Source organism: Blastococcus sp. SYSU DS0828 (assembly GCF_054050975.1).
On record NZ_JBJHAK010000010.1, the window covers coordinates 15,009 to 28,319 of the forward strand.

The window sequence follows — 13,311 nt, forward strand, 5'->3', positions numbered from 1 at the left end:
CCCTGCCCCGCACGGACGCCGCCGTCGTTCAGCCGGGCAGCGACAGCAGGCGGGTCAGCGCGCGCACGAAAACGCTGCTGCCGACGCCCGCGTCGTCCGGGCGCCCGGCCGATTCGGCAGCCGAGCCCACCGCGGACCACCAGTCGCGCAGCGGCGGTGGGGCGAGCACGTCGACGCGCTCCCCGGGCTGCGGGACGGCGACCTCGACACCGCGCGCGCCGGCCGCGGCCAGCAGCCGCTGCACCGGCTCGGCCCACCGGTGGAAGGCCAGGTTGAAGGTGGCCCAGTGCACCGGCAGCAGCACCCGCCCACCCAGGTCGCCGTGCGCTCGCACGGCCTCCTCCGGGTCCATGTGGATGGCGTGCCAGGCGTCGTTGTAGGCGCCGATCGGCAGCAGGGTGAGGTCGAAGGGGCCCAGCTGGGCACCGATGGCGGCGAAGGCCGGGGTGTAGCCGGTGTCGCCGCCGAAGAAGACGCGGTGCCGGGGGCCGGTGATCGCCCAGGACGCCCACAGGGTGGTGTCGCGGTGGAAGTAGCGCCCCGAGAAGTGCCGGGCCTCGGTGCAGGTGAGCGTCAGGGGACCGATGCGGTGCTCGCCGTCCCAGTCCAGCTCGACGATCCGCTCCTCGGGCACCCCCCACACGCGCAGGTGCTCGCCGATGCCGAGCGGGACCACCCAGGGCGCGCGCTGGGTGCGCAGCAGCGTGCGCACGGTGGGCAGGTCGAGGTGGTCGTAGTGGTCGTGGGAGATGAGCACCGCGTCGACCTGCGGCAGCTCGTCGAGGGCCATGGGCGGCTCGTGCAGCCGCGTCGGCCCGATGATCGGCGACGGCGAGACGCGGTGGCCCCACACCGGGTCCAGCAGCACCCGCCGGCCGTCGATCTCCAGCAGCGCGCTGGCGTGGCCGAACCAGGTGACGGCGAGCTCGGCGGCGTCGGCCGGGAGGTCGGCGTGCGCCAGCGGGATCGGCCCGCCCGGCAGCCCGACGTGCCGCTCCTCGTGCCACTGCCGGAGCAGCCCGTCGCGGGTGTTGGCCGGGGCGAGCGCCGGGGTCGGCATCCGGTTGTGGAACTTGCCGTCGAAGAACTGCGGCGAGCCGGCCACCACGCGGCGCAGCCGGCGGCGGTGCGCCCCGAGCGCGGTCGGCAGCCCCCAGGCGGCGGCGGTCACCCAGCCGACGGGACCGGCGAGCAGGGCGGCGGCGAGAGCGGTACGGCGGAGTGAGCGGGACGGCACGCCCTCCAGCATCCCAGCCGGAGCTCGATCCCCGCTGTGAACCGGGCGACGCCTCCCGCCGGACGAGATCTGCACACCGGCCCCCTTCCCCGCCCGGAAGGGGGCCGGTGTGCAGATCTGGCCGGGCGTCAGCCGGCGATGGCGGCCACCGGGGAGGTCCGGGCCGCCCGGCGGGCCGGCAGCACCGAGGCCGCCAGCCCGGCCGCCGTGGCCACCGCCACGATCGCGGCCACCTGCAGCCACGGCATGCTCAGCACCAGCTCGCCGTACGAGCCCAGTACCGAAGCGACGCCGATCAGCCCGTAGGCACTGCCCAGCACCACCCCGAGCACCGCGGCCACTCCCGCCACCAGGGCGGCCTCCCAGGCGAGCAGCCCGCGTAGCTGGCCCCGCGTCAGCCCGAGCGCGCGCAGCAGCCCGTTCTCCTGCCGCCGTTCGACCACCGACAGGGCGAGGGTGTTGCCGACGCCGATCAGCGCGATGACCACCGCCACCCCCAGCAGGCCGGTGACGACGAGCAGCAGCACGTCGAGCACCGAGTCGATCGCGGCGCGCTCGCTGGCCAGGCCGGTGACGAAGGCGAACGGCATCGCCGCGCCCGCCACGTCGGTGACGTCGTCGATCACGTCGGCCTGGTCGGCGTCGTCGGCGAGCCGCAGCCACACGGTGTCGACGGCGGCCTCGGGCGCGAGGCGCTCCAGCTCCGCGGCGTTGAGGGTCGCCAGCTCGACGTCCCCGAACAGGGCGGTCAGCGTCGCGGTCCGGTCACCCGAGGTGAAGGTGACCTCGTCACCCTCGGCGACGTCCCAGCCCTTCTGGGTCCACCACGGGAGCACGACCTCCCCCGCCTCGGGGATCGGCACGTCACCGGTCGACCGCATGACCGTCGCCGCCGTGGTCGCGTCGAGCCCGGCCACGCCGGTCTCCCCGTCGGGCCCTTCGACGAACGCCCCGGTCAGGGACGACGCCGCCACCACTCCGTCGATCGCGGCGAGCTGCCCGGGCAGCGACGACGGCATCGCCTCGCCGCCCTGCACGATCACGTCGGTGGGGTACTGCGCCGCGAGCCCGGCCTGCGCGGTGGCCCGGGTGGACGCCGCGCCGACGACCATGGCGGTGGTCAGGGTGACGCCGATGAGCAGCGCCGTCGCCGTGGCCGCCGTCCGCCGGGGGTTGCGGGTGGCGTTGCCGGCGGCGAGCCGACCCGGGACGCCGCCCAGCCGGGCGGCCAGCCGGCCGACGGCCCCCACGACCGGCGGCAGGACTCGCTGGGCGAGCAGGACGACGCCGAGGAAGCTCAGTGCCCCGCCCGGCAGCGCGATCAGGACGTCGGCGAGGTACACCCCGAGCCCCATGAGCAGCACCCCCGGGACGACCAGCAGCAGCCCGAGCACCAGGCGCAGCACGCCGCCCCGCGACCGCAGCGGCGCCGGATCGGTCGGGCGGAGGGCGGCCAGCGGCGCGACCTTCGTGGCGCCACGGGCGGGGGCGAGGGCGGCGAGCAGCGTGGTGAGAGTGCCGACGGCGAGACCGGCGACCACCGCGACCAGCGGCACGGAGAGGCCCGAGAGCGGGACGGGGGAGTCGGCGGCCCCGGCGATCGCCGACACCCCGGCGGCCAGGCCGATGCCCGCGAGGACCCCGATGACCGAGGCGGCCAGCCCGGTCAGGACCGCCTCACCGAGGACGCTGCGGCGGACCTGGCGGGCGGTGGCGCCCACGCAGCGCAGCAGCGCGAGCTCGCGGGTGCGCTGGGCCAGCAGGACGGCGAACGTGTTGGCGATGACGAGGCCTGCGACCAGCACCGCGACCGTGGCGAAGACCAGGAGCACCGCGGTGAGCGCCATCGTGTCGCCGGTGAGCGCGGCGGCGGCGTGCTCGGCCTGCTCGGTGCCGGTGCGCACCACGACCTGCCGGTCGGCGAGCGCGGCGCCGACCTGCTGCACCACCTCCGGAGCCGGCACGCCGTCGGCCCCGGTCACCCGCAGCTCCGTCGGGTCCACCGCACCCCAGCCGCGCAGCTGGTCGGTGGTGCCCCAGATGCGGCCGTAGATGCCGGCCGTGGGGTCGCCGCCCAGGTCCACCACGCCGGTGACCGTGACGGCGGCCTCCCGCTCGGCGCCGTCCGGCGCGAAGTAGGTGACGTCGATCGTGTCGCCGACGGCGGCGCCGGTGCGCTCGCTGACCGCGATCTCGCCGGGCGCGTCGGGCAGCTCGCCGTCGGCCATCGACTGCCAGCGCAGGGCGGGGGCGTCGGCGACCGATTCGGCGAGCAGGTACTGGGCGCCCGTGCGGCCGGGCAGCAAGGCCTGGACGCCGGTCCTCCAGGTGGCGTCGACCGCGGCGACGCCGTCCAGGGCGGCGATGCGGTCCAGCTCGTCGTCGAGGGCGGTGCCGTCCTCGGAGAGGACGACCGCGTCCGTTCCGACGTAGGGGGCGCCCGCGGCCTCCAGCACGGTGGCGCGGGAGGTCTCGTTGAGCACCAGGGTGGCCACGACGAAGCCGACGGCGATGACGATCGCGAGGGTGGAGGCGATCAGCCGGGCGGCGTGCGCCCGGGCGGTGGCGATGGTGACGCTGCGCATGTCAGGCACCCAGTCCGCGCAGCGCGTCGAGCACCGACTCGGCGGTGGGGCGCAGCAGCTCGCCGGCCAGCCGCCCGTCGGCCAGCAGCACCACGCGGTCGGCGTAGGCGGCGGCGGACGGGTCGTGGGTGACCATGACGACGGTCTGGCCGGTCTCCCGGACGCTGGAGCGCAGCAGGCCCAGCACCTCGGCGCCGCTGCGCGAGTCGAGGTTGCCGGTGGGCTCGTCGGCGAAGACGACGTCGGGCCGGGGGAGCAGCGCGCGGGCGATCGCCACCCGCTGCTGCTGCCCGCCGGAGAGCTCGTGCGGCCGGTGCCCGAGCCGTTCCCGCAGGCCCAGCCGGGCGACGACGTCGTCGAACCACACCGGGTCGGGGCGCTGGCCGGCCAGCTGCATCGGCAGCACGATGTTCTCGCGGGCGGGCAGCACCGGCAGCAGGTTGAATGCCTGGAAGACGAAGCCGATCCGCGAGCGGCGCAGTGCGGTCAGCTCGTCGTCGCGCAGGCTGGTCAGCTCGGTGTCGCCGAGCCAGACCTGCCCGGCGGTGGCGGCGTCCAGCCCCGCCAGGCAGTGCATGAGCGTGGACTTGCCCGAGCCGGACGGGCCCATGATCGCGGTGAACTCGCCGCGGGCGAACGCGACGTCGACGCCGGCGAGCGCGTGGACAGCGGTCTCCCCGCGGCCGTAGGTCTTGCGCAGGCCGGTGGCGCGGACGGCGGCGGCGGAGAGGGACGCCGGCGGCTCGCCGGGGACGGTCATGACGGGCACTGGCACTTCGGGCCTCCGGGAACGGTGATCATCGACGGTGATCACGCTGCCGCCCGGGGGCCTCCTCCCGCGTCGGAGCGCAAGAGGATTCCAGGGTCCTACTGCGGTAGGACCCGCCGTCCGACTCCAGATGCTGGAGGAGCAAGCACCGAGCAGGAAAAGTAGGCCAAGCTTGCGCTAGGCGGTATGCCTCGCGCTACTCGTAGTGTCCGTGGGGTGCGCCGTGCAGGTCCTGCACATACATCTAGTGCTAGCGCCGTCGGCCGATGCGACGCGGGAACACGTAGCACTGGTAACGCAGTCGCATGTGGTGCCGAGCGATCTCGCCGTGCCGGCGGGGCAAACGGCCATGATTGTAGTACGGCTGAGTCCACTCTCTCGTGCCGCGGCAGCCAGGGAAGAAGTGGCCACCCTGCTCTCGCAACTGCAAGCCGCAGGTCTGCGGGCAACGCATCTGGCCACCACCTTCCCGGACGGGTCGGAGTCGGACTCTAGTAAGACTTGGGCTCTGCTTCATGAAAATCCGCGCTTCGGGCACGCGCGCGCGAAGGCGTCGGGCTTCAAGCCGCCACGTCGCTGCAAAGCCCTATCGAGTACTGCTAGACGCGCCGCTATTCTCAGGTTCGGAGTCCAGGCGTACATTACGGCATCGGATTACAGAGAGGCTCTGCGCCGGGGTAAGGCCATCGCGGGCGCTCCAGTGTATGGCCGACTAGTCGAACTGCGTCGGAGAGGGGGCAGTGAGACCAGGCTGCAGGACCGGCGGTTCGGATATGCGATCGTCGGCGTGGCCATATTGGGTGGTTCGGCATTCGGTCTCGCCTCATCCGAGATCCTCGCTTTGGCCGTCGGAGCAATCGGCCTCATTGCTGCCTTTGTATACGCATTGATCTCCCGGCCGCCTCTCGGAGCGAGCCGCTCGGATCGCATCGGCTCAGTCGTGCTAGCGGGATTCCTCGGAGCGTTCCTGTTCCTGTCGATCGATCGGCTGTACTCGGGCGCATCAGAGGCGGCTGCGTACCTGTCGGGGACACTAGGGGGGATGGCGCTGAGTTACGGAGTCTTGACCGAATGGCGCACGCGGCGATTCGGCCAGGCTCTTCACTGGACCCTCCCGATCGTGCTGTCGCTCCTGGGAGGGACGACTTTGGCTCTGGGGGTGCTCGGTTATCGCTTGTTCGAGGAGGCGCTAGGGGTCCCGGCCGGCGCCCTTTCTTACGAGACTTTTGACTACGTCATTACGGGAAGTGTGCCCGTTATTGTCGGCGTCGCCGTACTCTTTGTCGGGGTTGGATTTATCGGTTTGTTGCGCCGTTACGCTGGCATCGGCACGATGGGCGGTGGCTTCGTTCCCACGCTCGTCGTCGCCTCGTTTTTTGCCATGGCCACTGCCGCATCGCTGGCTCCCACGGTTGCAGCGGAACTTCGAGTCGATGGCCCGACAGGCTCGTACTTTCCGTTTTACGGCGTGAGGGTCGACGCTTCATGCGTTCGATTTCTGGCGGAGGATGGTTACGCGGTCGAGGGCGGTGAGATGGACGTGGGGCAGCCCTGGATATTGCTGGGAGAGAAGGATTCCCGCTACTTGCTATGGGATTCGCGGCGCGGCTACAGGCGGGTCTTAGTCGACCAGGTATCCCTGACCATCGTGCCGGACGATGAGTCGCGCTGCCCCGCTTAGTTCGACGGTGCGGGGTGCCTGCTCGCTGTAGCCAAATTGTTCCAAGGGTTGGTCTCGTCGTGATTGGCATTGCCTTCCAAAGTGTCCAGGCTTGCGGTATTGCTGAGCCTGCGCGAGAGGGTCTTGTCTGGACAGCATGCCCGCCAGGCGCCTCGCGTACTACTCGGCTGGTGTTGCTTGACATTCGGTAGAGCGCGGGCTCAGGCGTTGCGGAGCAGGTCCGCCGGCGCGACCAGCCCGGAGCGGTAGGCCAGGACGACGGCCTGCACCCGGTCGCGCGACCCGGTCTTGGCCAGCACCCGGCCGACGTGCGTCTTCACCGTCGCCTCGCTGACGAAGAAGTGCGCGGCGATCTCGCTGTTGGTCGCGCCGTAGGCCATCTGCTCCAGCACCTCGCGCTCGCGGGGGGTGAGCTCGGCCAGCGCGGCGTCGTCGCCACCGGTCGGCGCCGCGGTCCCGCCGCCGCGCAGCATCGGGGCGACGTGCTGCAGCAGCCGGCGGGTGGAGCTGGCAGCGATCACCGAGTCTCCGGCGTGCACGGTGCGGATGGCGTCGAGCATCTCCTCCGGCGCGGCGTCCTTGAGCAGGAAGCCGCTGGCCCCGGCCCCGATCGCGGCCACCACGTACTCGTCGAGGTCGAACGTCGTGAGGACGACGACCCGCGGCGGCTCGGGCAGCGCGGTGACCTGCCGGGTGCCCTCGATCCCGTCGGTGCCCGGCATGCGGATGTCCATGAGGACGACGTCGGCGCGGGTGCGGGTCAGCAGCTCGACCGCCGCCGCGCCGTCCCCGGCCTCCCCGACCACGGTGAGGTCGGGCTGGGACTCGATGACCATGCGGAACCCGGCCCGCACCATCTGCTGGTCGTCCACGAGGACCACCCGGATCGCGCTCATCGGGACGCACGGTAGGGCAGCGCCGCGTGCACGCCGAACCCGCCACCGTGCCGGGGCCCGGCATCCAGGCGCCCGCCGTGCAGTTGGGCGCGCTCGCGCATCCCGCGCAGCCCCTGCCCCTGGCCGTCGGAGGTGCCCACCGCGGCCGAGGCCCCCCGGCCGTCGTCGAGCACCGAGAGCTCCAGCGCGTCGGGCCGCCACTGCAGCCGCACCCAGGCGCGACCGGCGGGGCCGGCGTGCTTGAGCACGTTGGTGAGCGACTCCTGCACGATCCGGTAGGCGGCCAGCTGCGGTCCGGCGGGCATCGGCTGCGGCGTCCCTTCCACGATGAGGTCGACGTCCAGGCCGCTGGCCCGCACGTCCTCGACCAGGGCCGGGATCGCGGCGACGTCGGGCTGCGGGGCGTACTCTTCCCCGCCGCCGTCCCGGAGCACCCCGAGCAGCGCCCGCATGTCGGTGAGCGCTTGCCGGCCGGTGGTGGCGATCGCCTCCAGCGCGTCGGTGGCCGCCTGCGGATCGGTCTTCCCGGCGTAGCGGCCGCCGTCGGCCTGCGCGATGACGACCGACAGGGAGTGGGCGACGACGTCGTGCATCTCCCGCGCGATGCGGGCGCGCTCGGCGGTGGCGGCCAGCCGCATCTCCTGGTCGCGCTCCAGCTCGAGCAGCTGCGCCCGCTCCTCGAGCGCGGCCAGCCGCTGGACGCGCGCCCGCCGCAGGTCACCCAGCGCCCAGGCCGCCACGACGGAGACGACGATCGCCCCGGCGGTGAGCAGCGTGGCGTCGAGGTCGACCAGCGAGTAGCCGACCGAGAAGTACCGGGCCGAGGCGAGGACCGCACCGACCAGTCCGATGGCCAGGCCGGCCCGCCCGGCCCAGCGCGGGGCGTAGGCGGCCAGGGAGTAGACCATCACCAGCGCCGCGACGTTGGCCGCCAGGAAGTCGTCGGTGACGACGAGCTCCAGGAGTCCGGCCGCGATGACGACCGCGGCCGCGGGCACCGGGGCGACCCGGCGCCACGCCAGCGGGGCGACCAGGAGCACCCCGAGCACGAACGCACCCGTCTCGGCGGGCCAGTAGCTCCCGGCGAGGGCGGGCAGCGCCACGGTGACGACGCCGACGCAGGCCGCGAGCACGGCGTCGACGGCGAACGTCCGGGTCCGCAGCCGGGCGGCCGGACGCTCGACGACGGCCGACCGCTCCATGACCGGGAGCCTAGGGAGCCCGAGCGCCCGCTTCATCGCCCCCCGGGATGATCTGCGCGTCGTCCGGCAGGCGGATCAGCTCTCCCCGGTCGGGTCCTCGTCGGACTCGGGGACGTCGTCGCTCGACGCAGCCACCACCGCCTCGATGGTGACCTCCTCGCCGTCACCGAAGCTGAAGGTGACCGGGATGGACTGGGAGGAGCGCAGGTCCTGCTCGAGCTCGACGAGCATCACCGAGGGCGCATCGGGTGCGCCGACGTAGAGGTTGTCGTTGCCGGGCACCTCCAGCGTGGCGTTCCCCTCCTCGCCGCTGATCCGCGCCTCGGCGAAGTCCTCGCCGGTGATCTGCTCCAGGGTCACCGGGTCGGCGGACGTGTTCGTGACGGTGAAGGTCAGCGGGGCGTCCTCGCCGGCGCTGTAGACGCCGTCGTCGGGGTAGGGCAGCTGGACATCGGCGAGGGTGATGTCCTCGGTGACGGACTCGTCCGGCCCGGCGTTGCCGCCGTCGACCTCCGTGCCGAACTCCTCCATCGGGTTGGCCGACTCCTCCTCGTCGGCGACCCCGCCGCAGGCGGCCAGGGGCAGGGTGGCCCCGAGGAGCAGGGCGGCGAACGGGTGCGTGCGCGTGCGGCGGGTCATGCTGGTCCTTCCGGGACGGTGGTCGACCGTCCGGGGCTACCCCGGCCGCCCGCCGGCACCGCACCGGTGTGTGGACCGCAACAGAGTTGTCGCATTGGGGAAGCGTGTGGACGACGACGAGGGCCGGCGCGCGGCCGGCGACGACGGCGGCGACCCGGCCTGCTGGCTGCGCCGGGTGTGCCCGGCCTGCGGCGGTCTGGCGGACGAGGACCCGCCGACCGCCTGCCCCCGGTGCGGGGAGTGGCTGCCCGCGGAGTGAGCGACGTCAGGCGGCCGCGGAGGCGCGCCCGGCCGACCGGAGGTCGCAGAGCGCGTCGCGCAGGGCGAGCCCGAGGCGGTCGGCGGGGAGGTGCAGCTCGTCGCGGCGGTCCAGCGGCAGGCCGGGGAGCTCGGTGCCGGCCAGCAGCGCCAGGTCGGTGTCGAGCGACCGTTGCTCGGCCGCGACGTGCTCGGCGAGCAGTGCGCGGGAGGGCAGGGGCTGCCCCGACCCGGCGGAGTGCAGCAGCCGGGTGAACACCCGCGTGGAGTCGGCGTCCTCCGGCTGTAGCAGGGTGACGACCGTCGTCGTCGCGCCGGAGTCGAGCTGGTCGCGGCGCACCCGGAGGGCGAACGGTGCCCGGTACGCGTAGGTGACCCGGCGCCGCTGCCGCAGCGGCCGCCCGCCCAGGGCGACCTCGGGGTCCAGCGGGTCGTCGCACCACTGCTCCTGCACGGAGCAGAAGCCACCGGGCTCCCTGACCACCTCGTACGGCGGCACCTCCGGGTGGTCGGCGGCCGCGGACGTGGCCCCGTGCACGAACGGCAGCCGGGCGACGTCGAGCAGCAGGTCGGCGACGACGGCCGCGGGGGCCGCGGTGCGCCGGGGTGCCAGCCAGCGGCTCAGGAAGCGCCGGTCGGCGTGCTCCGGCACGTTCAACGGGACGTCGTCCGGCGTGCACGGGGCGAGCTCGACCACCCCCCGACGCTCGCGGACCCCGGCGGCGGGCGGATCGGCGCGCAGCCCGTCGCCGTCCCGCCGCAGCGTCCACGTGCGGCCGAGCAGCCGGACCTGCAGCCAGCCACCGGGCCGCAGCTCCCCGGACAGGGCCACCGGGTGCCAGGCCGCGGCGAGTGACGGGTCGAGGTTGCCGAACAGCGGCCCCTGCGGAGCCGGGGCGGGGGGTACCGGCTCGGGCGTGGGCGGCCCGGCAGGGCGAGGCGGCAGTGGGAGCGCGGTGCGGTCGGGGGCCAGCCAGATCCAGCCGTGCCGCTCCTCCACCGCCCAGGGCACCGGCAGGTCCGCGCGCGGCGGCGGGACGCCGGCCGGTCCGAGGGAGGGGACGGCCACGCACCGGCCGTCGGCGTCGAACCGCCAGCCGTGGCGCGGGCACTCCAGCCGGCCGTCGGAGACCGTGGCCGCCGCGAGCGGCACGGCCCGGTGCGGGCAGCGGGCCGGGAACGCGCTCACCTCGCCCCCGGGCTGGAGCCTGACCACCACGTACGCCCGCCCGCCGGCGCCCACGGGCACCGGCGTGGTCCCCACGTCGGCGGCGCGGGCCACCGCGAACCATCCCGACGGCAGAGCGCTGATCGCGACCATGAGCCATTGCACCGTCGCCGGATGTTCGCGGCGTTACGGGCGGCGCAACGTTGTGGGTCGGCCGGCCCGGGGCGGCCGGGCGGTCCGGCCCGGGACCGCGGCCGGGTGACCGGTCAGCTCGTCGGGGGAGCGGCCCGTCCGGCCCGGAAGAGGGAGACGGCGGCGGTCCCGGCGAGCACCCCGCCGCCGAGCGTCATGACCAGGCCCGGGCCGGGCGCCCACCCCGCGAAGCCCACCAGGCCTGCCAGGCGCAGCACCTGCCACAGCGGGAGGGCGGTGGCCACCACGGCCAGGACCGCCGCGTGCACGGCGGCGAGGGTGGGGGACCGGAGGATCGCCCCGGCGATGCCGAGCGCCGCCGCGTACATCGTCCACAGGCCGGCGCCCCGCACTCCCGCGACGTTGCCCGCGGCGGTGGCGATCCAGGGGAGGAAGGCCCCGAAGAGGACCAGCAGGGCGGCGCCGAGCAGGCGCCTGCTCCCGGGGCTCCGGCGTCCGCCGCGGCGCCCCGACTGCTGTGCACTCATCGCCATGAGGGCAGGACTGTAGGTGGTGCGGCGTCGTCCCGGTAGCCCGTCATCCGCCGGTGCCGCCCCCCACGTCCGTCCAGGTCACAGCTTCGTCGCACTGTTTGACCCCACTCGGCTGGTCTGGTTCCCTTTCCGCGCACATGTGATGTAGCACACACGAGCGGATCTCTGGAGGAGCGGGTGGACGCTGCGCAGCGCAAGGAGTACTGGCGGAGGAATCTCCGCCTGATGAGCGTGCTGCTCGTCATCTGGGCACTGGTGTCGTTCGGCGCGGGGATCGTCTTCGTCGAGCCGCTGAACGGCATCGAGATCCTCGGGTTCCCGCTCGGCTTTTGGTTCGCCCAGCAGGGGTCCATCGTCACCTTCGTCGTGCTCATCGCCGTCTACGTCTGGCGGATGGACAAGCTCGACGCCGAGTTCGGCATCGACGAGTACGAGGAAGAGGTCCACCACTCATGAGCGACATCCAGGTGTGGACGCTCGTCTTCGTCATCCTCACGTTCGGCGTCTACATCTACATCGCCTACGCCAGCCGGGTGTCCACCACGTCCGGCTTCTACGTCGCCGGCGGCGGCATCCCGGCTCCGGCCAACGGCGCCGCGATCGCGGCGGACTGGATGAGCGCGGCGTCGTTCATCTCGATGGCCGGCATCATCGCGTTCGCCGGGAACGGCTACGCCGGTTCGGTGTACCTGATGGGGTGGACCGGCGGCTACGTGCTGCTCGCCCTCCTGCTCGCGCCCTACCTCCGCAAGTTCGGCAAGTACACGATCCCCGACTTCGTCGGCGACCGGTACTCCGAGACCGCCCGCCTCGTGGCGGTCGTCGCGGCGATCGTCGTCTCGTTCGTCTACGTCGCCGGGCAGATGGCCGGCGTCGGCCTCGTGTTCCAGCGGTTCCTCGGGGTCGGCACCACGGCCGGCGTCGTCATCGGCATGGTGATCGTCTTCTTCTACGCCGTGCTCGGCGGCATGAAGGGGATCACCTGGACGCAGGTCGCCCAGTACAGCGTCCTGATCGTCGCCTACCTCATCCCGGTGGTGGCGATCTCGGCGCAGTTCACCGGCAACCCGTTCCCGCAGATCGGCTTCGGCCAGATCCTGTCCGAGCTCGACGGCCTCCAGCAGGACCTCGGTTTCGCCGCGTACACCGAGGCGTTCACGCAGACGACCATGCTCAACATGGTGCTGATCACCGCGGCACTGATGTTCGGCACCGCGGGTCTGCCGCACGTGATCGTCCGGTTCTACACGGCCAAGAGCGTGCGCGCGGCCCGGTACTCGGCGCTGTGGGCACTGTTCTTCATCGCCCTGCTCTACACCTCGGCCCCGGCGGTGGGCGCCTTCAGCAAGCTCAACTTCATCGAGCAGATCGCCGGCACCGACGTCGACGACACGCCGGGGTGGTTCAACACCTGGGCCGACGTCGGCCTGATCACCGTCGACGACGTCAACGGCAACGGCGTCATCGACTACGGGCCCGAGACCGGCGAGCTGGTGATCAACAACGACATCATCGTGCTCGCGTCGCCGGAGATCGCCGGGCTGCCGGCGCCCGTGGTCGGGCTGGTCGCCGCCGGCGCCCTGGCGGCGGCCCTCTCCACCGCGTCCGGGCTGCTGCTGGTCATCTCGTCCTCGGTGGCCAACGACGTCTACTACAAGCGGATCAACCCGGGCGCCACGGAGGGCCGCCAGCTGCTCGTGGGCCGGATCGCGATGGCGCTGGCCATCCTCGTGGCCGGCTACCTGGGCATCAACCCGCCCGGCTTCGTGGCCCAGGTGGTGGCGCTCGCCTTCGGCCTGGCGTGTGCGAGCTTCTTCCCGATCCTGGTGCTCGGCATCTTCTGGAAGAAGACGACGGCGATGGGCGCCACGGCAGGGCTCGCGGCGGGTCTCGGCACGACCGTCGCCTACATGCTGTGGACGATCGACATCTACGGCAACAGCGAGGGGCTCTTCGGCATCCCGGAGACCGGCTTCGGCACGATCGGCATGATCATCAACTTCGTGGTCACGATCGTCGTCTCGCAGTTCACCCCGAAGCCGTCGCCGGTGATGCAGGAGCTGGTGGAGGAGATCCGCTACCCCGGGAAGAGCCGGCTGGTCGCGGCGCACGCCGAGGGGCACCTCGACGAGGTGATCCACGAGGCCGGGTCGCAGGAGCCGCCGCCGCACGAGCCGCGCTCCCGCTGAT

At 73.1% G+C, this 13,311-nt stretch carries 12 protein-coding genes; 4 read left to right on the top strand and 8 right to left on the bottom strand.

Going from position 1 to position 13,311, the window contains the following annotated elements:
* Positions 1-28 precede the first annotated feature (28 nt).
* The 3 genes from ACI79Q_RS10070 to ACI79Q_RS10080 form a co-directional block, all read right to left on the bottom strand.
* Positions 29-1,237, bottom strand: a complete 1,209-nt coding sequence (locus tag ACI79Q_RS10070) for an MBL fold metallo-hydrolase (protein WP_456614636.1) — start codon at positions 1,235-1,237, stop codon at positions 29-31.
* A gap of 128 nt (positions 1,238-1,365) precedes the next feature.
* Positions 1,366-3,822: an ABC transporter permease gene (locus ACI79Q_RS10075; RefSeq protein WP_456614637.1), complete on the bottom strand. Its 2,457-nt coding sequence runs from the start codon at positions 3,820-3,822 to the stop codon at positions 1,366-1,368.
* 1 nt (position 3,823) lies between these two features.
* The gene (locus tag ACI79Q_RS10080; protein ID WP_456614638.1) at positions 3,824-4,597 is read right to left on the bottom strand and encodes an ABC transporter ATP-binding protein; all 774 of its coding nucleotides are present in this window, start codon (positions 4,595-4,597) and stop codon (positions 3,824-3,826) included.
* 781 nt (positions 4,598-5,378) lie between these two features.
* Between ACI79Q_RS10080 and ACI79Q_RS10085 the strand changes: the two genes are divergently transcribed.
* Positions 5,379-6,272, top strand: a complete 894-nt coding sequence (locus tag ACI79Q_RS10085; RefSeq protein WP_456614639.1) for a hypothetical protein — start codon at positions 5,379-5,381, stop codon at positions 6,270-6,272.
* Positions 6,273-6,472: 200 nt separating this feature from the next.
* Here the strand turns inward: ACI79Q_RS10085 and ACI79Q_RS10090 are convergent, their stop codons facing one another.
* From ACI79Q_RS10090 to ACI79Q_RS10100, 3 genes are all read right to left on the bottom strand, one after another.
* Positions 6,473-7,168, bottom strand: coding sequence for a response regulator (locus tag ACI79Q_RS10090; RefSeq protein ID WP_456590241.1), 696 nt, complete (start codon positions 7,166-7,168; stop codon positions 6,473-6,475).
* Positions 7,165-8,370 (bottom strand): sensor histidine kinase, encoded by a 1,206-nt coding sequence (locus ACI79Q_RS10095; protein WP_456597394.1) that lies wholly within the window; start codon positions 8,368-8,370, stop codon positions 7,165-7,167. Before ACI79Q_RS10095 ends, ACI79Q_RS10090 begins: the two co-directional genes overlap by 4 nt.
* Before the next feature lie 75 nt (positions 8,371-8,445).
* Positions 8,446-9,009 carry a hypothetical protein gene (locus ACI79Q_RS10100; protein ID WP_456590243.1) on the bottom strand — a complete coding sequence of 188 codons (564 nt, stop codon included), beginning with the start codon at positions 9,007-9,009 and terminating at the stop codon, positions 8,446-8,448.
* A 94-nt stretch (positions 9,010-9,103) separates the two neighbouring features.
* Between ACI79Q_RS10100 and ACI79Q_RS10105 the strand changes: the two genes are divergently transcribed.
* On the top strand, positions 9,104-9,268 hold the full coding sequence (locus ACI79Q_RS10105; RefSeq protein ID WP_456590244.1) for a hypothetical protein: 165 nt from the start codon (positions 9,104-9,106) through the stop codon (positions 9,266-9,268).
* A gap of 6 nt (positions 9,269-9,274) precedes the next feature.
* Here ACI79Q_RS10105 and ACI79Q_RS10110 read toward each other — a convergent pair whose 3' ends face one another.
* Positions 9,275-10,588: a Rieske 2Fe-2S domain-containing protein gene (locus ACI79Q_RS10110; RefSeq protein WP_456614640.1), complete on the bottom strand. Its 1,314-nt coding sequence runs from the start codon at positions 10,586-10,588 to the stop codon at positions 9,275-9,277.
* Between the two features lie 113 nt (positions 10,589-10,701).
* Positions 10,702-11,115: a hypothetical protein gene (locus tag ACI79Q_RS10115; RefSeq protein WP_456614641.1), complete on the bottom strand. Its 414-nt coding sequence runs from the start codon at positions 11,113-11,115 to the stop codon at positions 10,702-10,704.
* 183 nt (positions 11,116-11,298) lie between these two features.
* Between ACI79Q_RS10115 and ACI79Q_RS10120 the strand changes: the two genes are divergently transcribed.
* Positions 11,299-11,577, top strand: coding sequence for a DUF4212 domain-containing protein (locus ACI79Q_RS10120; protein ID WP_456590247.1), 279 nt, complete (start codon positions 11,299-11,301; stop codon positions 11,575-11,577).
* A complete protein-coding gene (locus tag ACI79Q_RS10125) occupies positions 11,574-13,310 on the top strand; it encodes a sodium:solute symporter family protein (RefSeq protein ID WP_456590248.1) in 1,737 nt (578 codons plus the stop codon). The genes ACI79Q_RS10120 and ACI79Q_RS10125 overlap by 4 nt, the downstream gene beginning before the upstream one ends.
* Position 13,311: the final 1 nt, after the last annotated feature.